Consider the following 23,850-nt stretch of genomic DNA (forward strand, 5'->3'; position numbering starts at 1 on the left):
AGACGGCCTGCTCCGAGGTTCCCCGTACCTGTAGGAGCGAGCTTGCTCGCGAACCGCCCAGCGCTGGCGTCCCCGTGTAGGAGCAGCCGACCATCCCGGTGGGCCGTAGGATGGGTGGAGCGAAGCGATACCCATGCTGATCGTGCACGGCATTGATGGGTATCGCTTCGCTCCACGCCATCCTACGAAAAGAAATGGGTCAGGCTTTGGGCGCGGGGTGAATCAGCACCAGCCAGGGCAGATGCGTGACCGTCACCGGCTGCAACCGCTCCAGGGTCTTGAGCAGCGCGTCCGGGTCCCGCAGGTCGAACACGCCGCTGACCTTGTGCTGGCGCAGCGCGCTGTCGGTCAGCACGATGCGACCGGGCACGTAGCGCTCCAGTTCATCGAGCACTTCGCCCAGCGGGCGCTGGTTGAAGATCAGCTTGCCGCGCTGCCAGGCGCTGGCGCTGGACAGGTCCAGCGGCTGCACCGGCTCGGGCGCGCTGCTGTCGCGGTAGCTCAGGCGCTCGCCGGCGGACAGCCGCACCGGCGCGCTGCCGGCGCTGTTCACCTGCACCACGCCTTCGGTCACGTCCACACGCACCTGCGGCCCACGGCTGTCCACGTCGAACCGCGTGCCCACGGCACGCACTTCGCCACCCCTCGCCTCGACGATAAAGGGCCGTGCAGCATCCTTGGCCACTTCGAACAAGGCCTCGCCACTGTGCAGGCGCAAGCGCCGTTGCTGCGGGCCAAAGTCCACGGACAGCGCGCTGTCGCTGTTGAGCCACACGCGGCTGCCGTCGGCCAGCTCCAGCATCCGCCGCTCGCCGGTGCGGGTGGCGTAATCGGCATACAGCCCGGCCAGCGGTTCGGGCAGGGCGAGGGTCACCGCGATAGCGGCGACACACGCAGCGGCCGCCAGCGCCATCAGGCGACGGCGACGCCGTGCACGCTGGCGATAACGTTGGGCACTGTGGGTTTCCGGCAGGGCGCCCCAGAGCGCCTCGGCCTCGCAGGCAGCGCGCTCGTGCTCCGGGCTCTGCCCGCGCCAGCGCAGGAAGTCCATGCGCTCGGCGGCGTCGGCACTCCCCGAATGCAGCTGTACCAGACGCTCGATGGCCTCATCCGAAAGGTCCACGCGATTCATGGCGTGCCCTCCTGGCGCTGCGCCCAGTCGCGGCAATGGCGCATGGCCTGGACGATGTACTTGCCCACCATGCTCTCGGACACCCCCAGGCGCCGGGCGATCTGCGCGTGGGTGAGGCCGTCGAGGCGGTTCATCAGCAGCGCCTCGCGGGCGTTCGCCGGCAACTGGTCGAGGGCCGCGTCCAGATGCTCCAGCGCCTCATGGGCGAGCAGGCGGTGCTCCAGTCCGGACCCTGGGTCGCTCAGGTCGTTGGCGGCGGTTTCGTCGACGTGCAGCTCCGCCAGCCGGCCCTCGCGGCGCAGGTTGTCGATGGCGATGTTGCCGGCCACGCGGAACAGGTAGGCACGCGGGTCCTGCACCTCGGCTTCGGCGGGGTGGTCGGCCAAGCGCAGCCAGGTGTCCTGGGCCACGTCGGCGGCGCGCTGTTGGTCGCCCAGCCTGCGGGCGAGAAAGCGCATCAGGTCCGCGTAATGCGCCTGGAAGCTCTGCAGCAGGGAGGAGGAAGCGAAGCGCCGCATGGTGGCCGAAATACCCTGGAAAACCGGCCAACGTCTGTCAGGCCGATAAGGAGGGTCGGCAGAATACACCGAATCGAGAACTATTATCGAATGCAAAAAGGTGTCAGCTCGTGAACTGCGACAGGTCCAGCGGCCGCACCGCGCCCATCCAGATGGCGTGGTCACGGTGGTCGCGCAGGTCATCGCCGGTGTCCGGGTGGATGAACACCACCAGGCCATCGCGGTTCAGCGCCAGCCAGGGCACCACCTTGGCAAAGGTCTCGCTATCGAACGCCAGCTGGCAGCTCCAGTCCGGATGCGGGCCGACCGGGCGCTCATGCACACGCCCCATCTGCACGCCGAAGCGGCGCACCGCCTCCTCGCACAAGGCGCGGGCGCGCGCGAGGCTGCCGGCGTCGAAATAAACGTGGGCGTGGTAGCCCCGGATGGTGGTTTCGTTCATCGATCCTGCTCCAGTTCCGCCTGCAGCCAGTCCACGAAGCGCTGCACCAGGCGCATGCGCCGTTTGCGCTCGGGCAGCACGGCGTAATAGCCGAAGCGCGACTCCAGCGATCCGGCGATGGGCCGGCACAGTAACCCCTGCTCCAGCAGTTCGTCGACCAGGTGCCGCCAGCCAATGGCCACGCCCTGCCCGGCGATGGCCGCCTGCACCAGTAGGGTGTAGTTATCGAAGCGTAGTCCGGCGGGCGCGGGCTTCCCGTCGATGCCCAGCGCGCGATAGACGCCGGCCCAGTCGAACCAGCGGCTGTGCGCCTCGGGCTTGAGGTGCAGCAACGGCAAGCCGGTCAGCGCTTCGGGCGACAACGGCAGATCGCGCCCCTCGACCAGCCGCGGGCTGCACACGGGGAAGACTTCCTCGCTGAACAGGCGCAGTGCCTCGCCGTGTTTGAAGCGCCCATCGCCGAAGGCGACGGCGACGTCGATGTCGCTGCGCAGGGCGATGGGGCTGCGATCGCTGCTGATCAGGCCGACATCCAGTTCCGGGTGTGCCTGGCGGAAGCGCGGCAGGCGCGGCATCAGCCAGTAGGCGGCGAAGGCGAAGTCGGTGGCGACCTGCAGCACCTCGTGGGGATTCTTCGCGGTGACGGCAGCGATGCCCGCGTCGATGCTCTCCAGTCCCGCCTGAACGTGCTGCTGCAGGACCTGTCCACTTTCGGTAAGGACGATGCCCCGGTGGATGCGGTCGAACAGGCGCACCGCCAGCAGCTTCTCCAGGCGCTTGATCTGCTGGCTGACCGCCGGCTGGGTGGTGCCCAGCTCGCCCGCGGCGGCGGTGAAGCTGAGCAGGCGTGCGGCGGATTCGAACACGCGCAGCAGTTCCAGCGGCACGCTCATGCCCTGCGCTCACATAAGCCCGTGTTATCCGAAGCATGTTCCGGCATGCGCTTTACCCCATTTCCAGCGAGGAAGAGACTCGTCCAGACACTATTCCATAACAGCGCCAACAGGATAAGCCCACGCCATGAAGCGCCCGAACATCCTCTTCATCATGGCCGACCAGATGGCCGCGCCGCTCCTGCCCTTCTACGACGCCCAGTCGCCGATCAAGCTGCCCAACCTGTCGCGCCTCGCCGGCGAAGGCGTGGTGTTCGATTCGGCCTACTGCAACAGCCCGCTCTGCGCACCGTCGCGCTTCACCCTGGTCAGCGGCCAGTTGCCGACCAGGATCGGCGCCTGGGACAACGCCGCGGATTTTGCCGCCGACATCCCCACCTACGCGCACTACCTGCGCCGCCTGGGCTACCGCACGGCGCTGTCGGGCAAGATGCACTTCTGCGGCCCGGACCAGTTGCACGGCTACGAGGAGCGCCTGACCAGCGACATCTACCCCGCCGACTACGGCTGGGCGGTGAACTGGGACGCGCCGGACGTGCGCCCGAGCTGGTATCACAACATGTCTTCGGTGCTGCAGGCCGGCCCGTGCGTGCGCACCAACCAGCTCGATTTCGACGAGGAGGTGGTATTCAAGGCGCGCCAGTACCTCTACGACCACGTGCGCGAACACGCCGGGCAGCCGTTCTGCCTCACCGTGTCCATGACCCACCCGCACGACCCCTACACCATCCCGCGCGAGTACTGGGACCTGTACCGCGACGAGGACATCCCGCTGCCCTCGGTGCGGATCGCCCAGGACGAACAGGACCCGCACTCCCAGCGCCTGCTCAAGGTGATCGACCTGTGGGGCCAGGAAATGCCCGAGGAGAAGGTCCGCGCCGCCCGCCGCGCCTACTTCGGCGCCTGCAGCTATGTCGACGCGCAGATCGGCGCGCTGCTGCGCACCCTGGAGGATTGCGGCCTCTCTGAAGACACCCTGATCCTGTTCTCCGGCGACCACGGCGACATGCTGGGCGAGCGTGGCCTCTGGTACAAGATGCACTGGTTCGAGATGGCCGCCCGCGTGCCGCTGCTGGTGCACGCGCCCAAGCGCTTTGCCGCGCACCGGGTCAGCCAGTCGGTGTCCACCGTGGATTTGCTGCCGACCCTGGTGGAGCTGGCCGGCGGCACCGTCGAGCCGGGCCTGCACCTGGACGGCCGCTCGCTGCTGCCGCACCTGCAAGGCCACGGCGGCCACGACGAGGTGATCGGCGAATACACCGCCGAAGGCACCGTCAGCCCGCTGATGATGATCCGCCGCGGCAACTTCAAGTTCATCTACTCCGAGCAGGACCCGTGCCTGCTCTTCGACCTGGCCAACGACCCGCGCGAGCTGGAAAACCTCATGGACTCGCCGGCCCACGCCGAGCTGGCGCGCAACCTGCTCGACGAAGCCCGTGCGCGCTGGGACGTGCCCGCCATCACCGAACGGGTGCTGGCCAGCCAGCGCTGCCGTCGCCTGGTGGCCGACGCGCTGACCCGCGGCCACCTGAAAAGCTGGGACCACCAGCCCCTGGTCGACGCCAGCCAGCAGTACATGCGCAACCACATCGACCTCGACGATCTGGAGCGCCGCGCCCGCTATCCGCAACCGTAACGACAACCACAACAAGCCGAAGGGGATGGGAGCATGAAGAACACCGTACGAACCGCATCAACGCTGTTGCTGGCCGGCGCACTGGCGCTGGGCGGGCCGCTGGCCCACGCCGAAAACGAAGCCTGCAGTACGGTGAAGCTGGCCGATCCGGGCTGGACCGACATCGCCGTGACCAACGGCGTGGCCGCCTTCCTGCTCGAGGGCCTGGGCTACTCCGTGAAGATCGACACCCTCTCGGTGCCCATCACCTACGGCGGCCTGCGCGACGGCCAGGTGGACGCCTTCCTCGGCAACTGGATGCCGGCGCAGCAGGGCTTTTACGACCAGTTCATCGCCAGCAAGCAGGTCACCCAGCTGGCGAAGAACCTCCAGGGCACCGAGTTCACCCTGGCGGTGCCGGCCTACGTGTGGAACGCCGGGGTGAAGACCTTCGCCGACCTCGACAAGCACGCCGAGCAGTTCAACCGGAAGGTCTACGGCATCGGCTCGGGCGCGCCAGCCAACCAGTCGATCCAGAAGATGATCGGCGGCGACGAGTTCGGCCTCGGCGACTGGAAGCTGGTGGAATCCAGCGAGCAGGCGATGCTCGCCGAGGTCGGCCGCGCGGTGAAGCGCGAACGCTGGGTGGTGTTCCTCGGTTGGACGCCGCACCCGATGAACGTGAAGTACGACATGAAGTACCTCACCGGCGGCGAGAAGTACTTCGGCAGCACCGGCAGCGTGTTCACCCTGACTCGCAACGGATACGCCGAGCAGTGCCCGAACAGCGGCAAGCTGCTGGCCAACCTGTCCTTCGACCTGCCGATGGAGAACGCCATCATGGCCGAGGTGCTGGAGAAGAATGTGAAGAACCCCGACGCGGTGAAAGCCTGGATCAAGGCCAACCCGCAGCGCCTCGACCAATGGCTGGCCGGCGTGAAAACCCGCGACCGCGGCGACGCGCTGGCTGCCGTGAAGGCCAAGCTGTAGTCCGTCAATGGAGCGCCTGATCCGCCTGCTGCCCTTTCTCGTCTGGCTGCCGCAGGTCACGGGACGCGACCTGCGCCGCGACTTGGGCGTCGGCCTTTCCGGCGCGGTGCTCGCGTTGCCGCAGTCCATGGCCTACGCGCTGATCGCCGGGCTACCGGCGGAATACGGCCTGTATGCGGCGATGCTGCCGGTGCTGATCGCCTGCCTGTGGGGCTCGTCGAAGCACATGGTCGGCGGACCGACGGCGGCGATCTCGGTGGTGCTGTTCACCGCCATCGCCCCGCTGGCGCCACCGGGCAGCACGCCGTTCATCCAGTACGCGCTGCTGCTGACCTTCCTCGCCGGGCTGTTCCAATGGCTGCTGGGAATGCTGCGCTTCGGTGTGCTGGTGAACTTCGTCTCGCACTCGGTGCTGCTCGGCTTCACCTGCGGCGCCGCGCTGGTCATCGTGATCGGCCAGTTGCCCTACCTGCTCGGCATCCCGGCGGGCGGGCAGGGCACGGCGCTGACCAGCGCTATCGCGTTGTGGGGGAAACTGGCGCAGTTCCATGGGCCATCGCTGCTGGTCGGGCTGTTCAGTCTCGCGCTGAGCCTGATCGTGAAGCGCCTTTGGCGGCGCGGGCCGGCGCTGCTGGTCGGCCTGATCGGCGCCAGCACGCTGGTCTGGACGATGCCGGCGACCTTTGCCGGTGTCGCCAAGGTGGCGGCCTTCCGCAGCGCTTTGCCGCCGCTCAGTCCGCTGTCGTTCGATCTGTCCGCCATCGCCCAGTTGCTCCCCGCCGCCGTGGCCTGCGGCATGCTCGGGCTGGTTACCAGCCTGTCGATTGCCCGCGCACTGGCCATTCGCACGCACCAGCCGCTGGACGCCAACCAGGAGGTGCGCGCCCAGGGGCTGTCCAACCTGATCGGGCCATGGCTGTCCGGCACGCTGTCCGCCGGTTCCTTCACCCGCTCCGGGCTGAACCAGAACGCCGGCGCACGCACGCCGCTGGCCGGGGTGTTTTCGGCGCTGTGGGTCGCACTGCTGGCGATGGCCGGCGCCGGGCTGATCACCCACATCCCGCTGCCGGCCATGGCCGCCGGCATCCTGCTGATCTGCTGGAACCTGGTCGACCGCCCGGCCCTGCGCGCGCTGTGGAAAGGCAGCCGCGCGGAATCCCTGGTGATGCTCCTGACCCTCGCCGCCACACTGCTGCTGCCGCTGCAGAACGCCATCTACGCGGGCGTGCTGGCCTCGCTGTTCTTCTACCTCAAACGCACCTCGCAGCCGCGCGTACAGCAGTGGGAGAAGGAAGACGAGGAAGTGCTGCGCATCGAAGGCTCGATCTTCTTTGGCGCCTGCGACTACCTGCAGAAACTGATGCAACGCAGCCGGGGCGAACGGCTGGTGCTGGATGCCCACCATGTGAATTTCATCGACTTCGCCGGCGCGCAGATGCTCCAGCAGGAAGCCCGCCGCCTCGCCGGCGAAGGCCGCAGCCTGGTGCTGCGCAACGCGCGGCCGCGGGTAAGGGCGGAGTTGGAAAAGCAGATGGGGAAAGGCGGGGTGTTGCAGGTCGAGGAATAAAACCGAGGCCCTCGCACCAATTCCACAGTGACCGGTAATTGCCGTTGTAGGAGCGCGCCATGCGCGCGATCGCGGGCATGGCCCGCTCCTACAGGTGTACGCCGCCGATCAGCCCTTGAGCTGACGGCGCAACTCGTCCAGCACCGGCGCCGAATCCGGTCGCACGCCACGCCACAGCAGGAAGGCCTCCGCCGCCTGCTCCACCAGCATGCCCAGCCCGTCGATGCAGCGCGCCGCGCCGTGCTCGGCGGCCCAGCGGTTGAAGGCGGTCTCGTCCTTGCCATACATCATGTCGTAGCAAACGGTATGCCCCGACTTGATCAGCGCCGGATCGATGGGCGGCAGCTCGCCGGCCAGGGAGGCCGAGGTGCCATTGACGATCAGGTCGAAAGGCTCCGCATGCAGGTCGAAGCCACCGCCGCTCACCGGGCCCAGGTCCTTGAATTCTTCCGCCAGTTGCTCGGCCTTGGATGCCGTGCGGTTGGCAATGACGATGCAGTTCGGCTGCTGCCCGAGGAAGGGTTCGAGGATGCCGCGCACCGCGCCGCCGGCGCCCAGCACCAGAATACGTGCGCCACGCAGCACGACGCCGTGGTTCACCGTCAGGTCGCGGGTCAGCCCGGCGCCATCGGTGTTGTCGCCCAGCAGGCCGCCGCCTTCGAGCTTCTTCAGGGTGTTCACCGCGCCGGCCCGGCGCGCACGCTCGGTCAGCTCGGTGGCCAGGCGGTAGGCGTCTTCCTTGAACGGCACGGTGACGTTGCCACCCAACCCCTGCTCGAAGAACTCGCGGGCATTCCCGGCGAAGTCGTCCAGCGGCGCCAGCCGCGCGTCATAGCTCAGCGCCTGGCCGGTCTGCTCGGCGAACAGGCGGTGGATCTGCGGCGACTTGCTGTGGCCGATGGGGTTGCCGAAGACGCAGTAGCGGTCCATGGGGAATCCTGGGACGTGAAGAACGGGAAGGCGCAGAGATTGCCGTTTTCCCCCCTCGGTGCCAAGCCTGCAGGAGCGCCCCATGGGCGCGATCGCGGGCATGGCCCGCTCCTACAGATGTGCGGGGATAGGCTCTCGTAGGAGCGGAGCTTCTCCGCGATCACCGCGATAGCGGTGCAATCCTGCACCACCGACCTGGCGGCCGGATCGCGGATCAGATCCGCTCCTACAGCCGGACGATGGTCAGGCCTGCGCCAGCCAGTCCCGGTCGGTGAGGAAGTACTCGGTCAGGCGCGCTTCCTCGCTGCCCGGCTCCGGCTTCCAGTCGTAGCCCCAGCGTACCTGCGGCGGCAGCGACATGAGGATCGACTCGGTGCGCCCGCCCGATTGCAGGCCGAACAGGGTGCCACGGTCGTAGACCAGGTTGAACTCGACATAGCGCCCCCGGCGGAACGCCTGGAACTCGCGCTGCTGCTCGGTGTACGGGGTGTGCTTGCGCTTGCGCACGATGGGCAGGTAGGCATCGATGTAGGCATCGCCGATGGCGCGCAGGAAGGCGAAGCTGGTGTCGAAGTCCCACTCGTTCAGGTCGTCGAAGAACAGGCCGCCGATACCGCGCGGTTCGTTGCGGTGCTTGATGTGGAAGTAGCGGTCGCACCATGCCTTGTAGCGCGGGTAGACGTCCTCGCCAAAGGGCGCGCAGGCATCGCGGGCCACCTGGTGCCAGAGCACGCAGTCTTCCTCATGGGCGTAGTAGGGGGTCAGGTCGAAGCCGCCGCCGAACCACCAGACCGCTTCCTCGCCTTCCTTCTCGGCGATGAAGAAGCGCACGTTGGCATGGGAGGTGGGCACGTGGGGGTTGGTCGGGTGAATCACCAGCGACACGCCCAGGGCCTGGAAGCCACGCCCGGCCAGCTCGGGACGATGCGCGCTGGCGCTCGGCGGCAGGCCGCTGCCGAAGACGTGGGAGAAGTTCACGCCGCCCTTCTCGATCAGCGCGCCGTCACCGATCACCCGGGTACGACCCCCGCCGCCCGCCGGACGCTCCCAGGCATCCTCGATGAAACGGGCGCTGCCGTCCTCGGCTTCGAGTGCGGCACAGATGCGGTCTTGCAGGTCGAGCAGGTAGGCCTTCACGGCCTCGATGCGATCGGTCACGAGAATCACCTTGGAGCGGGAAAGCCACGCGTGGCGCGGGCCGGAGCGGAATGTGCGGGCAAGCATACCACCCCCGCTGGGAAAGCTGGCCTTGACGGCCGTCAAGCGTCCGGCTTGGATGAAAGTCTTTTCCCAGAGCGGTGTCGGCCCTGTCGGCGCCCCGTCATTCAGGAGATCGACATGGCCAAGCGTGTTCAATTCGCCAAGACCGGCGGCCCGGAAGTCCTCGAACTCGTCGACTACACCCCCGCCGAACCCGGCCCCAACGAGGTGCGCGTGCGCAACCGCGCCATCGGCCTGAACTTCATCGACACCTACTACCGCAGCGGCCTGTATCCCGCGCCGGCGATGCCGTCGGGCGTCGGCACCGAGGGCGCCGGCGAAGTGGAAGCGGTGGGCAGCGCGGTGACCAATGTGAAGGTCGGCGACCGCGTCGGCTATGCCACCGGCCCGCTGGGTGCCTACAGCGAGTTGCACGTGCTGCCGGCGGCGAATGTGGTGAAGCTGCCGGACGCCATCACCTTCGAGCAGGCCGCCGCGGTGATGCTCAAGGGCCTCACCGTGCAGTACCTGCTGCGCCAGACCTACAACGTGCAGCCCGGCCAGACCATCCTCTGGCACGCCGCCGCCGGCGGGGTCGGGCTGATTGCCTGCCAGTGGGCGAAAGCCATCGGCGCGCACCTGATCGGCACCGTCAGTTCCGCCGCCAAGGCCGAGCTGGCCAAGTCCCACGGCGCCTGGGCGACCATCGACTACAGCCATGAGAACGTGGTGGAGCGCGTGCTGGCGCTGACCGAGGGCCGCAAGTGCCCGGTGGTCTACGACTCGGTGGGCAAGGACACCTGGCTGACCTCGCTGGACTGCACCGCTCAGCGCGGCCTGGTGGTGAGCTTCGGCAATGCCTCCGGTCCGGTGGACGGGGTGAACCTGGGCATTCTCTCGCAGAAGGGTTCGCTCTACGTGACCCGGCCGACGCTGTTCGGCTATGCCAATACGCCGGAGCGCCTGCAGGCCATGGCCGACGATCTGTTCGGCATGATCACCAGCGGCAAGGTGAAGGTGGAGATCAACCAGCGCTTCGCCCTGGCCGACGCCGCCAAGGCACAGACCGAGCTGGCAGCGCGACGCACCACCGGGTCGACCATCCTGCTGCCGTAACCCTCCGTAGAAGCGCCCCATGGGCGCGATCGCGGGCATGGCCCGCTCCTACAGGGTCAGGAAGGTCTGACGGTCTCGCCGGTACGCAAATCGCGGATCAGGCTCGGATTGCGCCGCCCGCCCAGGGCGCCACCCAGCACGCCGTCCAGCTCATCATGGAAGTACTGCTCGATGCGCAGACGCGTGCGCGCGGCCGGGCGGCCGGCGGGGTTGGCGGAGGTGGAGATCAGCGGGCCGGTGTAGCGGCACAGCTCGCGCACCAGCGGGTGGTCGGTGACGCGCAGGGCGACGGTGTCGTGCTGGCCGGTCACCCACTCCGGCAGGCGGTCCTGGTGCGGCACCAGCCAGGTGTTCGGGCCGGGCCAGCTGGCGGCGAGCGTCTCCCGCCAGGCGTCCGGCAGGTCCTCCAGCAGGAAGTCGAACTGGCTGATATCGCCGGCCACCACGATCAGCCCCTTCTCCACCGGCCGCGCCTTGATCGCCAGCAGGCGGTACACCGCGTCGGCGCTCCACGGGTCGCAGCCCAGGCCCCAGACGGCTTCGGTCGGGTAGGCGATCACGCCGCCATCGCGCACGACCTGGGCCATGCGCTGGGTACGCCAGTTGCTGTACATCGAAAAAATCCTCGGATCTGCGATGCGCGGCAGTTTACGTGCTCAGGGGGCGCGATGCACCCAGACGCCGGCCTCGCAGGCCACCCATCCGTCCAGCTCCAGTTCGGTCAGCGCCGCCAGGACTTCGGGCAGCTCGCTGCCGCTGCTCAACGCCAGCTGCTCGCTGCTCTGGGGCGCGGCGCGCAGGAGATCGAGCAGGGCGTGCGCGGGTGCCGGCTGCGCCGGCGTCGCCGGCACGGCCTGGGCGGTCCAGCCGCGCAGGCCGTCGAGGATATGCTCGATGCTTTCCACCAGCGTGGCGCCCTGGCGGATCAGTTCGTGGCAGCCGCGCGCGCCGGGATGGTGAATCGAGCCGGGAATCGCGTAGACCTCGCGCCCCTGCTCCGCGGCGAGGCGGGCGGTGATCAGCGAGCCGCTGGAAGGACTGGCCTCCACCACCAGTACGCCCAGCGACAGACCGCTGATGATCCGGTTGCGCCGGGGGAAGTTCGCCGCCTGGGGCGGGCAGTGCAGGGGGAGTTCCGATACGAGGGCGCCGCCCTGCTCGACGATGCGCCGCGCCAGCCCGAGGTGCCGACGCGGATAGAGATGCTCCAGGCCGGTGCCGAGCACGGCCACGGTGTCGCCGCCCGCCTCCAGCGCGCCGTCATGGGCCGCGCCGTCGATACCCAGCGCCAGGCCGCTGGTGATCACGAAACCGCCACCGGCCAGGCTGCGGGCAAAGGCCCGCGCCGTGTCGAGCCCCGGCTTGCTGGCCCGGCGGCTGCCCACCATGGCCAGCTGCGGGCGCTCCAGCAATGCCACATCGCCTGCCACGAACAGCAGCGGCGGGGCATCGCTCAGCTCGGCCAGCAGGGCAGGGTAGGCGGGGTCGTCCCAGGCCAGCAAATGGTGCGAGGGCTCCTCCAGCCAACGCAGCGCAGCGGCGGCCTGCTCGCGGATGCCGGCATCCCGGCGCTGGTCGGCGGACGCCTGCGGCAACCCCAGCGAGCGCCAGGCGGCGGCCGGCGCGCTCAGGGCAGCGGAGGCCGAGCCAAATGCCGAGATCAGGCGTTGGAAGCGCCGAGGGCCGAGCTCGGGCAGGGCGTGCAGGCGCAGGCGCGCCTCGATTTCGGCGGGAGACACTTCGATGACCATGGCGGCAGTCCTTTGCGGCGAACAGGGAGGGTTCGCCCGACTGTGCCGTCAGAAGCGCGCCGCCGCTGTCGGACGGTTCCGAAACGCACCCAATAAAAAACCCCGCCGAGGCGGGGTTTTCTTCGAGCAAGGGGCGAACTCAGGGGTTCTGCACCTTGTCGTTCACTTCCAGCGAACGGCTGGCGGTCAGCACCAGCGCATAGCTCAGGCGGTTGTAGGTGCGGAAGATCATCAGCAGGCCGGAGCGCTCGTCGGGGATCTTCACCATGTCGCCGGTCACCCGGTCACGCACGGTTTCGCCCAATTTGTAGATCGCCAGCACGTTGCCCTCGGCCAGGCCGTCGCGGGAACCCTTGTCGAGGGTGACCACGTCGTACTTGCCGATCTGGGTCACGCCGCGCGGCACGTCGATGATGGTGCCGTGAATCTGGGCTGACGGCTCGCTGGGCATGAAGGTCGAGGTGATCGCGCGTTCCTCGGTGGGGAACAGACGGTCGCCCGGGCGAACCTCCTGGGTGGTGCGGGTCAGCTGGAGGGTGGCGACGTCCTCTTCCTTGGCGGTGACGTTGGCGCCGCCGATGTCCATGGCGTCGATGCCGAGCACTTCGCCGGTCTGCGGGTCGGAGTAGACCTTGGCCTGGCGGAAGATGCCGTAGCTGTTCTGCTCGGTCAGCGACATGCCGCGGGCATAGGCGCGGTCGCCGGCGCCGCTGATCACGCTCTCCTGGTCGCCGGCGACCACGTAGGGCGCATCGGTGAACGCGGCCTCGTCATCGACGATGCGGTTGGAGAGCAGGAAGGCGTTGATCTTGTCCAGCGGAATGGTCGGGATCGCCTCGGCGATCGGGGTGCTGCGCACCCGCGGCGACAGCTTGATGGTCCCGCGCGACTCGCCGCGGTTGAGCATCAGGCGCGGCTGGCCATCGATGTACACCAGACTCAGCACGTCACCCGGGTAAATCAGGTGCGGGTTCTGGATCTGCGGATTCACGTGCCAGATTTCCGGCCACTTCCATGGCTTGCTGAGGAACTTGCCGGAGATGTCCCAGAGGGTGTCGCCTTTCACTACGGTATAGCGGTCCGGGTGGCCTTCCTTGAGCTGCACGGCAGCCTGAGCCATCCCGCCTGCGGCCAGCAGCAGCAGGGCGAGTAGTGTTTTCCTCATGCGGTGAATCCCTTTATTATGTGTACACATGAAACGCCTGGAAGCCGCCCCTACCGCGCTTTCCAGCCGTTTTTCGATGCTGCTCAGCATATTAGCAGTCGATTTTGACTTTATTCCACAAGTGCATCACAAACGTATATGGCCATTCTGAACATTCTCGAATTCCCCGATCCGCGCCTGCGCACGATCGCCAAGCCGGTCACCGAGGTCGATGACAGCGTTCGCCAGCTGATCGACGACATGTTCGAGACCATGTACGAGGCACCTGGCATCGGCCTGGCCGCCACCCAGGTGAACGTGCACAAGCAGATCATCGTGATGGACCTCTCCGAGGACAAATCCGAGCCGCGCGTGTTCATCAATCCCGAGCTGGAAGAGCTGACCGAAGAGAAGGGTCCGTACCAGGAAGGCTGTCTGTCGGTGCCTGGCTTCTACGAAAATGTAGACCGTCCTCTGCGCGTTCGCATCAAGGCGCTGGATCGTGACGGCAAGCCCTTCGAGGAAATCGCCGAGGACCTGCTCGCGGTGTGCATCCAGCACGAGTGCGATCACCTGAACGGCAAGCTGTTCGTCGACTACCTGTCCAACCTCAAGCGCGACCGCATCCGCAAGAAGCTGGAAAAGCAGCACCGGCAACAGGCGTAACCCCATCCCCAAAGGCTTGCCCCGGCAAGCCTTTTGTTTTTTTGTGAGCCCGATATGAGCCAAGCACTGCGCATCGTCTTCGCCGGCACCCCGGAATTCGCCGCCGAACACCTCAAGGCCCTGCTCGATACTCCCCACGAGATCGTCGCCGTCTACACCCAGCCGGACCGTCCGGCCGGCCGTGGCCAGAAACTGATGCCCAGCCCGGTCAAGCAGCTCGCTCTGGAAAACGACCTGACCGTGCTGCAGCCGCCGACCCTGCGCGATCCCGCCGCCCAGGCCGAGCTGACCGCGCTCAAGCCGGACCTGATGGTGGTGGTGGCCTACGGGCTGATTCTGCCGCAGGTGGTGCTGGATATCCCGCGCCTGGGCTGCATCAACAGCCACGCCTCCCTGCTGCCGCGCTGGCGCGGCGCCGCGCCGATCCAGCGCGCGGTGGAGGCGGGCGATGCGCAGAGCGGCGTGACCGTGATGCAGATGGAAGCGGGCCTGGACACCGGGCCGATGCTGCTCAAGGTCAGCACGCCGATTTCTGCTGAAGACACCGGCGGCAGCCTGCACGACCGCCTGGCCGAGTTGGGCCCCAAAGCCGTGGTCGAGGCCATCGCTGGCCTCGCCGCCGGCACGCTCAAGGGCGAGGTGCAGGACGATGCCCTGGCCACCTACGCGCACAAGCTGAACAAGGAAGAGGCGCGCATCGACTGGTCGCGCCCGGCCGATGAGCTGGAGCGCCGCATCCGCGCCTTCACGCCCAGGCCGGTGTGCCACACCACCCTGGGCGACGCCGCGCTGAAGGTGCTCGGCGCCAGGCCGGCGCAGGGCAAGGGCGAGCCCGGCAGGATCCTCGACGCCAGCCGTGACGGCCTGCTGGTCGCCTGCGGTGAAGGCGCGCTGCTGCTGACCCGCCTGCAGCTGCCCGGCGGCAAGCCGCTGGCCTTCGCCGACCTGTTCAACAGCCGCCGCGAGCAGTTCGCACCAGGCCAGGTGCTGGGCGCATGAGTACCAATCCACGTCTGGCGGCGGCCCGTGCGCTGGCCGCCGTGCTCGCCGGGCGCGCCTCGCTGGGCAGCTCGCTGCCGACCCAGCTGGAGAACGTCGAGCCGCGCGACCGTGGCCTGGTGCAGGAGCTGGCCTTCGGCGCCGCCCGCTGGCAGCCGCGCCTGTCCACCCTCGCCGCGCGCCTGCTGCAGAAGCCGTTCAAGGCCGGCGACCGTGACGTCGAGGCCCTGCTGCTGGTCGGCCTGTACCAGCTGCTCTACACCCGCATTCCGCCGCACGCGGCCATCGGCGAGACCGTCGGCTGCGCGGACAAGCTGAAGAAGCCCTGGGCCAAGGGCCTGCTCAACGCCGTGCTGCGCCGCGCCCAGCGCGAGAGCGAAACCCTGCTGGCCGAGGTCGACAAGGACCCGGCCGCGCGCCTGGCGCACCCGCGCTGGCTGCAGAAGGCACTGAAGAAGTCCTGGCCGGAGCAGTTCGAAGCCATCTGCGCCGCCAACAACGCCCACCCGCCGATGACCCTGCGGGTGAACCGTCGCCACGGCAGCCGCGATGCCTATCTCGAAGAGCTGAACCGCGTCGGCTTCGAAGCCACCGCCTGCGCGTTCAGCCGCGATGGCATCAACCTCGTGCAGGCGTGCGACGTGCGCGACCTGCCGGGCTTCGCCGAAGGCCGCGTCAGCGTGCAGGACGAGGCCGCGCAACTGGCGGCAGACCTGCTGGAGCTGGCGCCGAACCAGCGCGTGCTGGACGCCTGCTGCGCCCCCGGCGGCAAGACCTGCCACCTGATGGAGGCCGAGCCCACACTGGCCGGCGTGGTCGCCGTGGACCTGGAAGAAAGCCGCCTGGTGCGCGTACGCGAGAACCTCGCCCGCCTGCAGCTGACGGCCGAGCTGTTCGCCGCCGACGCCCGCGACACCGCCAAATGGTGGGACGGCAAGGCGTTCCAGCGCATCCTGCTGGACGCGCCGTGTTCCGCCACCGGAGTGATCCGCCGTCACCCGGACATCAAGCTGACACGCACCGCCGAGGACATCGAGGCGCTGGCGCAACTGCAGGGCGAACTGCTCGACGCGCTATGGGCGACCCTCGAAGTGGGCGGCGTAATGGTCTACGCGACCTGCTCGGTGATGCCGCAGGAGAACAGCGAGCAGATTGCCGCGTTCCTCGGTCGCACCCCCGGTGCCCGCGAGCTGGACCTGCCCGGTCCCTGGGGTATCAAGCAGCCCCATGGCCGCCAGCTGTTCCCCCAGGAAGGGGGGCATGACGGCTTCTACTATGCCAAGCTCATCAAGATTTCGGCCAAGTAACAGGCGCCGACTCCCTACGGATCGAAACGGAAAGCACGCCGCTCCATGAAGATCATCATCCTCGGCGCCGGCCAGGTCGGCGGTACTCTGGCCGAGCACCTCGCCAGCGAAGCCAACGACATCACGGTCGTCGACACCGACGGCGAACGCCTGCGCGACCTCAACGACCGCCTGGACATCCGCACCGTCCACGGCAAGGCCTCGTTCCCCACCGTGCTGCGCCAGGCCGGCGCCGACGACGCCGACATGCTGGTGGCGGTAACCAACAGCGACGAGGTGAACATGGTCGCCTGCCAGGTCGCCTACACCCTGTTCAACACCCCCACCCGCATTGCCCGCGTGCGCGAGGCGGCGTACCTGACCCGCGCCGGGCTGTTCGACAACGAGGCGATCCCGGTCGACGTGCTGATCAGCCCCGAACAGGTGGTGACCAACTACATCAAGCGCCTGGTGGAATACCCCGGCGCCCTGCAGGTGATCGACTTCGCCGAGGGCAAGGCACAGCTGGTGGGCATCCGCGCCTACTACGGCGGCCCGCTGGTGGGCCAGGAGCTGCGCCAGCTGCGCGAGCACATGCCCAACGCCGATACCCGCGTGGCGGCGATCTACCGGCGCAACCGGCCGATCATCCCCCAGGGCGACACGGTGATCGAGGCCGACGACGAGGTGTTCTTCATCGCCGCCAAGGCCCACATCCGTGCGGTGATGGGCGAGATGCGCCGGCTCGAGGACAGCTACAAGCGGATCATCATCGCCGGCGGCGGCAACATCGGCGAGCGCCTGGCCGAGGCCATCGAGAGCCGCTACCAGGTGAAGATCATCGAGATGAACCCGGCGCGTTGCCGGCACCTCTCCGACCACCTGGACAGCACCATCGTGCTGCAGGGCAGCGCTTCCGACCGCGACCTGCTGATGGAAGAGAACATCGGCGACACCGACCTGTTCCTCGCCCTGACCAACGACGACGAGGCGAACATCATGTCGTCGCTGCTGGCCAAGCGGCTCGGCGCGCGCAAGGTGATGACGCTGATCAACAACCCCGCCTACGTGGACCTGGTGCAGAGCGGCGACATCGACATCGCCATCAGCCCGCAGCTGGCGACCATCGGCACCCTGCTGACCCACGTGCGCCGCGGCGACATCGAGAGCGTGCACTCGCTGCGCCGCGGTGCCGCCGAGGCCATCGAGGTGGTCGCCCATGGCGATGCCAAATCGAGCAAGGTGATCGGCCGCAGGATCAGCGACGTGCACCTGCCGCCGGGTACCACCATCGGTGCGGTGATCCGCGACGACGACGTGCTGATCGCCCACGGCGAGACGGTGATCGAAACCGGCGACCACGTGATCCTCTTCGTGGTCGACAAGAAGCGTATCCGCGACGTGGAGCGGCTGTTCCAGGCGGGGCTGACCTTCTTCTAAGCCCTCCGGGCCGCCCTCGGGCGGCCTTGCCAGTCAAGTCCGCAGCGCTTTCAGACAGCTCCTACAGCGCCGCCGCCCCTCCCTTGTCACCCTGCGTGGCCTGTTCCAGCTTGTCTGCCTACGGTCATGCGCTACTCCTCCATCGGTCGAATCCTCGGCGTGCTGCTGATGCTGTTCAGCGCCACGCACCTGCCGCCGCTGCTCGTGGACCTTCATTACGCCGAGCACGCCTGGCAGCCCTTCGCGCTGTCGTTCCTGGTCACCCTGCTGACCGGCTTCGCCATCTGGTGGCCGTGCCGCCAGCACAAGCAGGACCTGCGCATCCGCGATGGCTACCTGGTGACCGCGCTGTTCTGGATCGTCCTCGGCTCCTTCGGCGCCTTGCCCTTCGCGCTGTCGGACGCACCGCACATGGGCGTGGCCGACGCGCTGTTCGAAGCCTTCTCCGGCTTGAGCACGACCGGCGCCACCGTCCTCACCGGCCTGGATAAACTGCCCCACGCGATCCTCTACTACCGCCAGCAGCTGCAATGGCTGGGCGGCATGGGCATCGTGGTGCTGGCGGTGGCGGTGATGCCGATGCTCGGCATCGGCGGCATGCAGCTGTATCGCGCGGAAATGCCCGGCCCATTGAAGGAGCACAAGCTCTCGCCGCGCATCGCCGATACGGCCAAGACCCTCTGGTTCCTCTACTGCGGCCTGACCGCCGCCTGCGCGCTGGCCTACTGGGCGGCCGGCATGAGCCTGTTCGATGCCATCGGCCACAGCTTCTCGACCATCGCCATCGGCGGCTTCTCCACCCACGACGCCAGCATCGGCTACTTCGACAGCCCGCTGATCGAGCTGATCTGCATGGCCTTCCTGGTGATCTCCGGGATCAATTTCAGCCTGCACTTCCTCGCCTGGCGCCAGCGCCGGGTCAGCCATTACCTGAAGGATCCCGAGTGCCGGGCTTATCTGGGTATCCTGCTGGCGCTGTTCCTGATCACCTCGGCAACGCTGCTCCTCCACCATCACTACGAGTCGCCGCTGCAATCGATCCGCTACGCGGCCTTCATGGTGATCTCGGTGGCCACCACCACCGGGTTCGGTCTGGCGGATTTCAGTACCTGGCCGACGCTGCTGCCCTACCTGCTGCTCTACAGCACCTTCATCGGCGCCTGCGCCGGCTCCACCGGCGGCGGCATGAAGGTAATGCGCGTGCTGCTGGTGTACCGCCAGGGCATGCGCGAATTCCTGCGTCTGCTGCATCCCAACGGGGTATTCCTGGTGAAGCTGGGCCGGCGCACGGTGCCGGACCGCGTAGTGGAATCGGTGTGGGCGTTCTTCTCGATCTACCTGGTGACCTTCGTCAGCCTGATGCTGGTGCTGCTGGCCCTGGGCGTGGACCAGCTCACCGCCTTCTCCACCCTGGCCTCCTGCCTGAACAACCTGGGCCCGGCGCTGGGCGAAGCCGCCGTGCACTATGGCAACCTGCCGGCCAGCGCCAAGCTGGTGTTGAGCCTGGCCATGGTGTTGGGGCGGCTGGAGGTGTTCTCCCTGCTGATCCTGCTGACGCCCGCGTTCTGGCGCAGTTGAGGCACAATGATGGGCGACGCAACCGGAGGCCCGCCATGATCGACTCGCTGGAAAAGATGCTCGCCAAGGGCGTGGATAACCCATTGCTGCGCTTTGGCCTGGGCAAGGGTTACCTGGATGCCGGCGATGCCGCCAAGGCCGCCGAACACCTGCGCCGCTGCGTGGAGCAGGACCCGAAGTACTCCGCCGCCTGGAAGCTGCTGGGCAAGGCGCTGCAGGCCCAGGATGACCTCGACGGCGCTCGCGCCGCCTGGACCGATGGCCTGGCCGCCGCGCAGGCCCATGGCGACAAGCAGGCGGAGAAGGAGATGACGGTATTCCTGCGCAAGCTGGACAAGACAAAGGGCGCGTAAGCGCCCTTTTTATCGCCACTCACCGACCTTGAAGGTTACGTAGGAGCAACTGTCTTCTACCGGATAAGTCCGTGCCTGCGATTCCCCCTCACCCCAGCCCTCTCCCTCAGGGAGAGGGAGCCGTCCGTACCGGCTGACGCTTTGATTGCTCCCTGCTCCGAACGGTCCCCTCTCCCGCTCGCGGGAGAGGGTTAGGGTGAGGGGCTCTTGATCTCGTAGGAGCGGACTCCGTCCGCGATCGATTGCCGGCCGCTCCGAGCTGGCCGGTGGCACATCGCGGACAGAGTCCGCTCCTACGAAGAGCCTTTACAGCACCTCCGCCGCCACCGCATCCACCGCCGCCTTGGCGGTGCCGACGATCTCATCCGCCTCGGCGCGGGTCAGCACCAGCGGCGGGGCGAAGCCGAGGATGTCGCCGTGGGGCATGGCGCGGGCGATCATGCCGCGTTCCAGGCACGCCGCCGAAACCTTCGGACCGACCTTCAGCGCCGGATCGAATGGCGTGCGCGCCTCGCGGTCGGCCATGAACTCCAGCGCCGCCAGCATGCCGTCGCCGCGCACCTCGCCCACCAACGGATGGCCCTCGAAGGTCTGGCGCAGCTGCTGGTTGAGGTAGCCGCCGACCTCCGCCGCGTTGGCGGTGATGTTTTCCCTTTCGAGGATGTTCAGGTTGGCCAGCGCCGCCGCCGCGCAGATCGGGTGGCCGGAGTAGGTCCAGCCGTGGCCCATGGCGCCTTCGCGGCTGGAGGCGCTGTCGATCACGTCCCACACCTTCTCGCCGACGATCACCGCCGACAGAGGCGCGTAGGCGCTGGTCAGGCCCTTGGCGGTGGTGATCAGGTCCGGGCGCATGCCGTAGCGCTGGCTGCCCATCTTGTCGCCGAGGCGGCCGAAGGCGCAGACCACTTCGTCGGCGATCAGCAGCACGTCGTATTTCGCCAGCACCGCCTGGATCGCCTCCCAGTAGCCCTTGGGCGGGACGATGATGCCGCCGGTGCCCATCACCGGCTCGCCGATGAAGGCGGCCACGGTGTCCGGCCCTTCGGCGAGGATCAGGTTCTCCAGCTCCTGGGCGCAGTGGCGCACGAAGCTGGCTTCGTCCATGCCGGCCGGGGCCTTGTAGAAGTGCGGGCAGAGGGTGTGCTTGACGCCTTCCACCGGCAAGTCGAAGTGCTGGTGGAAGCTGGCGAGCCCCGTGAGGCTGCCGGTGACGATGCCCGAACCGTGGTAGCCGCGCTGGCGGGAGATGATCTTTTTCTTCTGCGGCCGGCCCAGCACGTTGTTGTAGTAGCGCACCAGCTTGACCTGGGTCTCGTTGGCGTCGGAACCGGAGAGGCCGTAGTAGACCTTCTTCATGCCCGCTGGCGCCCAGTCGCGGATGATCCGCGCGGACAGCTCGATGATCGCCTCGGACGAGTGCCCCACGTAGGTGTGGTAGTAGGCCAGCTGCGTGGCCTGGGCATAAATCGCGTCGGCGACTTCGGTGCGGCCATAGCCGATGTTCACGCAGTACAGGCCGGCGAAGGCATCGAGCAGCTCGCGGCCCTGGTGGTCGCGGATGCGCACGCCGGAGGCACCGGTGATGATCCGCCCCGGCAGCGCGCCACTGGCGTGGTCGTGGGCGTGGGTCGAGGGGTGCATGAAATGGGCACGATCTTCTTCGAACAGCTTGGCGTAGTCGGTCATGGCGGTGGTCTCCCGGTCAGATGGCGCCGTGGTGCAGGGCGAAGTACTTGGTTTCGACGAAGGGCTCGAAGCCCTCGCTGCCGCCTTCGCGGCCCAGGCCCGAAGCCTTCATGCCGCCGAAGGGAATGGGGTGGCCGGTGAACTTGGCGCCGTTGACCGCCACCATGGCGAACTCCAGGCGCCGCATCAGCGGCCAGATGTGATCCAGGCGTTGCCCACACAGGTAGGCGGCCAGGCCGTACTCGGTGTCGTTGGCCAGCCGGACGGCTTCGTCCAGGTCGTCGTAGGCGCTCACGCCAGCGATGGGGGCGAAGTTCTCCTCGCGCCAGATGCGCATCCGCGGCGTGACGTCGGCCAGCACGGTGGGCTGGTGGAACCAGCCGCCCAGCGCATGGGGCTCACCGCCGGCGAGCAGGCGCGCGCCCTGGGCGATGGCGTCCTGCACGCGCTCGCAGGTGACGTCGAAGGCGCCCTGGTGCATCAGCGGGCCGATCTGGCTGCGCGAATCGCTGGCCGGGCCGACGCGCAGTTCACGCACGGCGCGGGCGAAACGCTGCAGGAAGGGTTCATAGAGCTCGCGGGCGACCAGGATGCGGTTGGCCGCGCAGCAGTCCTGCCCGGAGGTCTGGAACTTGGCGTCGATGGCGAACCGCACCGCCTGCTCCAGATCGGCATCGGGCAGCACGATGAAGGGCGCATTGCCGCCCAGCTCCAGGGCGACTTTCTTCACGTCCCGGGCGGCGGCCTGCAGGACCAGCTTCCCTACGCGGGTCGAGCCGGTGAAGCTCACGGCGCGTACGCGGCTGTCGCCCACCAGGGTTTCCATGGCCATCTGCGGCTCGCCCAGCACCACGTTGAACACGCCGGCAGGGAAGCCGGCTTCCTCGGCCAGTTGGGCGAGGGCGAAGGCGGAGTAGGGCGTCTCGTGGGCCGGCTTGACCACCACGCTGCAGCCGGCGGCGAGAGCAGCGGCGGCCTTGCGGGTGATCATCGCGCTGGGGAAGTTCCACGGCGTGAGCAGGGCGGCGACGCCGACCGGCTCGACCACCGTCCCCAGGTGCGCGTTGGGGATGTGGCTGGGGATGTTGCGGCCGTTCAGGCGGCGCGCTTCCTCGGCGAACCAGGGGATGAAGCTCGCGGCATAGTCGATCTCGCCGAGGGATTCGGCCAGCGGCTTGCCCTGCTCCAGGCTGAGGATCTGCGCGAGGTCTTCGCGGTGCTGGCGGATCAGCTCGGCCCAGCGGCGCAGCAATGCGCCACGGTCATCCAGGCTGCGCGCACGCCAGGCGGGGAAGGCGGCTGCGGCGGCGTCGATGGCGCTCACGATCTGCTCGCGATCGAGCAACGGCACGTGGCCGATGGGTTCGCGGGTGGCGGGGTTGTCGACGGCGATGCTGGTGCCGCTCGCGCTGTGCAGCCAGTGGCCATTCACATAGCAGAGCGACTTGAACAGCAGGGGATGGGCAAAGGACATGGCGGCGGCTCCCGGACGGTTGGCATGGAGACCATGCTAGGGGCCGGAGGCGCGCGGTTTTTTCCTAAGCGGGGGATGGCGGCGGCAAATCTTTTCGCAGTTCTGCCGCCGCTGTTGGGCTTTTTCGGGTGGCGTCAGATGACGGCGGGCTGGCGGCGCAGATTCCGCGTGATGGCGCTCAGCAACATGCCGTAGAGCGGCACGAAGAGCATCAGCATGACCACCAGCTTCACGCCGTAGTCGACCCAGGCGATCTCCACCCAGTGTTCGGCCATGAAGGCGTTGTCGCTGTGCCAGAAGGCGATGGAGAAGAAGGTGAAGGTGTCCAGCAGATTGCCGAACAGGGTCGAGACCACCGGGGCGATCCACCACTGGCGCATGCGGCGCAGGCGGTCGAAGACCTGGATGTCGAGGATCTGGCCGAACACGTAGGCCAGGAAGCTGGCCAGGGAAATCCGCGCGACGAAGGTGTTGAAGTCGCCCAGGGCGGCGACGCCCCGGAAGGCGCCTTCCTGGAAGATCACCGAGATCACGTAGGAAGCCAGCAGCGCCGGGATCATCACCCGCGCGATGACCAGCCGCGCCGGGCGCTTGCCGAGCAGGCGGACGGTGAGGTCGGTGGCCAGGAAGATGAACGGGAAGCTGAACGCGCCCCAGGTGGTGTGCCAGCCGAACAGGGTCATGGGCAGCTGCACCAGGTAGTTGCTGGCGATGATGATCAGGATGTGGAACGCGACCAGGCCGGCGAGTGCGCCGCGCCGTGCCGCCGGAAGGGATGCCGACATGCTCAGGGCCTTTTTCGTCGATGGGGTGAGGGAACCCATGCCCGGCACCATGCCGAGCGGCGCGCAGTTTATACGAATCGGACCGGGAAGTCAGGATTTATTGAGTGTTTTTTGTTCAGCTCGATGTTTGCATATTCGTAGGAGCGGACTCCGTCCGCGATCGGCCCCGCATCGCGCCGGAAATCATCGCGGACGGAGTCCGCTCCTACGTACAGTTCGACACCCGCGCAAACCGGGAGCTGTAGGAGCGAGGGGGGCGCCTAGCCCTTGCTCGCGAACAGATTC

At 67.8% G+C, this 23,850-nt stretch carries 22 protein-coding genes; 10 read left to right on the forward strand and 12 right to left on the reverse strand.

Features of this window, described 5'->3' with window-relative positions; translation table 11 throughout:
• Positions 1–199 precede the first annotated feature (199 nt).
• From ACQ5BL_RS18175 to ACQ5BL_RS18190, 4 genes are all read right to left on the reverse strand, one after another.
• The gene (locus ACQ5BL_RS18175) at positions 200–1,132 is read right to left on the reverse strand and encodes a FecR family protein (protein WP_243807112.1); all 933 of its coding nucleotides are present in this window, start codon (positions 1,130–1,132) and stop codon (positions 200–202) included.
• Entirely contained in the window at positions 1,129–1,650 is a 522-nt protein-coding gene (locus ACQ5BL_RS18180; RefSeq protein WP_207884836.1) for a sigma-70 family RNA polymerase sigma factor, read from the reverse strand. Before ACQ5BL_RS18180 ends, ACQ5BL_RS18175 begins: the two co-directional genes overlap by 4 nt.
• A 103-nt stretch (positions 1,651–1,753) precedes the next feature.
• On the reverse strand, positions 1,754–2,092 hold the full coding sequence (locus tag ACQ5BL_RS18185) for a DOPA 4,5-dioxygenase family protein (protein ID WP_243807113.1): 339 nt from the start codon (positions 2,090–2,092) through the stop codon (positions 1,754–1,756).
• Positions 2,089–2,985: a choline sulfate utilization transcriptional regulator gene (locus ACQ5BL_RS18190; protein WP_430293202.1), complete on the reverse strand. Its 897-nt coding sequence runs from the start codon at positions 2,983–2,985 to the stop codon at positions 2,089–2,091. Before ACQ5BL_RS18190 ends, ACQ5BL_RS18185 begins: the two co-directional genes overlap by 4 nt.
• 127 nt (positions 2,986–3,112) lie before the next feature.
• Here ACQ5BL_RS18190 and betC point away from each other — a divergent pair, with 127 nt between their 5' ends.
• From betC to ACQ5BL_RS18205, 3 genes are read left to right on the forward strand one after another with little or no spacing between them, the layout of a single operon-like run.
• Complete coding sequence (betC, locus tag ACQ5BL_RS18195; RefSeq protein WP_243807117.1) at positions 3,113–4,621, forward strand: choline-sulfatase; 1,509 nt, start codon at positions 3,113–3,115, stop codon at positions 4,619–4,621.
• Positions 4,622–4,654: 33 nt separating this feature from the next.
• The gene (choX, locus tag ACQ5BL_RS18200) at positions 4,655–5,590 is read left to right on the forward strand and encodes a choline ABC transporter substrate-binding protein (protein ID WP_243807119.1); all 936 of its coding nucleotides are present in this window, start codon (positions 4,655–4,657) and stop codon (positions 5,588–5,590) included.
• Between the two features lie 7 nt (positions 5,591–5,597).
• The gene (locus tag ACQ5BL_RS18205; RefSeq protein ID WP_243807129.1) at positions 5,598–7,157 is read left to right on the forward strand and encodes a SulP family inorganic anion transporter; all 1,560 of its coding nucleotides are present in this window, start codon (positions 5,598–5,600) and stop codon (positions 7,155–7,157) included.
• A gap of 108 nt (positions 7,158–7,265) precedes the next feature.
• Here the strand turns inward: ACQ5BL_RS18205 and aroE are convergent, their stop codons facing one another.
• The gene (aroE, locus tag ACQ5BL_RS18210; RefSeq protein ID WP_243807139.1) at positions 7,266–8,087 is read right to left on the reverse strand and encodes a shikimate dehydrogenase; all 822 of its coding nucleotides are present in this window, start codon (positions 8,085–8,087) and stop codon (positions 7,266–7,268) included.
• Positions 8,088–8,330: 243 nt separating this feature from the next.
• Complete coding sequence (gene hemF, locus ACQ5BL_RS18215; RefSeq protein WP_243807141.1) at positions 8,331–9,245, reverse strand: oxygen-dependent coproporphyrinogen oxidase; 915 nt, start codon at positions 9,243–9,245, stop codon at positions 8,331–8,333.
• 180 nt (positions 9,246–9,425) lie between these two features.
• Here hemF and ACQ5BL_RS18220 point away from each other — a divergent pair, with 180 nt between their 5' ends.
• Positions 9,426–10,403, forward strand: coding sequence for an NADPH:quinone reductase (locus ACQ5BL_RS18220; RefSeq protein WP_243807144.1), 978 nt, complete (start codon positions 9,426–9,428; stop codon positions 10,401–10,403).
• Positions 10,404–10,459: 56 nt separating this feature from the next.
• Here ACQ5BL_RS18220 and ACQ5BL_RS18225 read toward each other — a convergent pair whose 3' ends face one another.
• The 3 genes from ACQ5BL_RS18225 to ACQ5BL_RS18235 all read right to left on the reverse strand — a co-directional run bounded on the left by ACQ5BL_RS18225 (position 10,460) and on the right by ACQ5BL_RS18235 (position 13,319).
• On the reverse strand, positions 10,460–11,017 hold the full coding sequence (locus ACQ5BL_RS18225) for an L-threonylcarbamoyladenylate synthase (RefSeq protein WP_243807146.1): 558 nt from the start codon (positions 11,015–11,017) through the stop codon (positions 10,460–10,462).
• 42 nt (positions 11,018–11,059) lie between these two features.
• On the reverse strand, positions 11,060–12,154 hold the full coding sequence (dprA, locus tag ACQ5BL_RS18230) for a DNA-processing protein DprA (RefSeq protein ID WP_243807149.1): 1,095 nt from the start codon (positions 12,152–12,154) through the stop codon (positions 11,060–11,062).
• 139 nt (positions 12,155–12,293) lie between these two features.
• Positions 12,294–13,319 carry a LysM peptidoglycan-binding domain-containing protein gene (locus ACQ5BL_RS18235; protein ID WP_207884847.1) on the reverse strand — a complete coding sequence of 342 codons (1,026 nt, stop codon included), beginning with the start codon at positions 13,317–13,319 and terminating at the stop codon, positions 12,294–12,296.
• A gap of 138 nt (positions 13,320–13,457) precedes the next feature.
• Between ACQ5BL_RS18235 and def the strand changes: the two genes are divergently transcribed.
• The 6 genes from def (at position 13,458) to ACQ5BL_RS18265 (ending at position 19,620) form a co-directional block, all read left to right on the forward strand.
• Complete coding sequence (gene def, locus ACQ5BL_RS18240) at positions 13,458–13,964, forward strand: peptide deformylase (protein ID WP_207884848.1); 507 nt, start codon at positions 13,458–13,460, stop codon at positions 13,962–13,964.
• Positions 13,965–14,018: 54 nt separating this feature from the next.
• A complete protein-coding gene (gene fmt, locus ACQ5BL_RS18245) occupies positions 14,019–14,963 on the forward strand; it encodes a methionyl-tRNA formyltransferase (RefSeq protein ID WP_243807152.1) in 945 nt (314 codons plus the stop codon).
• Positions 14,960–16,270, forward strand: coding sequence for a 16S rRNA (cytosine(967)-C(5))-methyltransferase RsmB (gene rsmB, locus ACQ5BL_RS18250; RefSeq protein WP_243807155.1), 1,311 nt, complete (start codon positions 14,960–14,962; stop codon positions 16,268–16,270). Before fmt ends, rsmB begins: the two co-directional genes overlap by 4 nt.
• Before the next feature lie 45 nt (positions 16,271–16,315).
• On the forward strand, positions 16,316–17,689 hold the full coding sequence (gene trkA / locus ACQ5BL_RS18255; protein ID WP_207884851.1) for a Trk system potassium transporter TrkA: 1,374 nt from the start codon (positions 16,316–16,318) through the stop codon (positions 17,687–17,689).
• Positions 17,690–17,815: 126 nt separating this feature from the next.
• A complete protein-coding gene (locus ACQ5BL_RS18260) occupies positions 17,816–19,267 on the forward strand; it encodes a TrkH family potassium uptake protein (RefSeq protein WP_243807157.1) in 1,452 nt (483 codons plus the stop codon).
• 35 nt (positions 19,268–19,302) lie between these two features.
• Positions 19,303–19,620 (forward strand): tetratricopeptide repeat protein, encoded by a 318-nt coding sequence (locus tag ACQ5BL_RS18265; RefSeq protein ID WP_243807159.1) that lies wholly within the window; start codon positions 19,303–19,305, stop codon positions 19,618–19,620.
• Between the two features lie 306 nt (positions 19,621–19,926).
• On the opposite strand, the gene ACQ5BL_RS18270 is transcribed toward ACQ5BL_RS18265, so the two are convergent.
• The 3 genes from ACQ5BL_RS18270 to ACQ5BL_RS18280 all read right to left on the reverse strand — a co-directional run bounded on the left by ACQ5BL_RS18270 (position 19,927) and on the right by ACQ5BL_RS18280 (position 23,565).
• The gene (locus ACQ5BL_RS18270; RefSeq protein ID WP_243807162.1) at positions 19,927–21,306 is read right to left on the reverse strand and encodes an aspartate aminotransferase family protein; all 1,380 of its coding nucleotides are present in this window, start codon (positions 21,304–21,306) and stop codon (positions 19,927–19,929) included.
• Between the two features lie 16 nt (positions 21,307–21,322).
• Positions 21,323–22,780, reverse strand: coding sequence for an NAD-dependent succinate-semialdehyde dehydrogenase (locus ACQ5BL_RS18275; protein WP_243807164.1), 1,458 nt, complete (start codon positions 22,778–22,780; stop codon positions 21,323–21,325).
• A 134-nt stretch (positions 22,781–22,914) separates the two neighbouring features.
• The gene (locus ACQ5BL_RS18280; RefSeq protein ID WP_243807167.1) at positions 22,915–23,565 is read right to left on the reverse strand and encodes a 7-cyano-7-deazaguanine/7-aminomethyl-7-deazaguanine transporter; all 651 of its coding nucleotides are present in this window, start codon (positions 23,563–23,565) and stop codon (positions 22,915–22,917) included.
• Positions 23,566–23,850 lie beyond the last annotated feature (285 nt).

Source organism: Pseudomonas sp. B1-22 (assembly GCF_050474425.1).
Lineage (GTDB): Bacteria > Pseudomonadota > Gammaproteobacteria > Pseudomonadales > Pseudomonadaceae > Pseudomonas.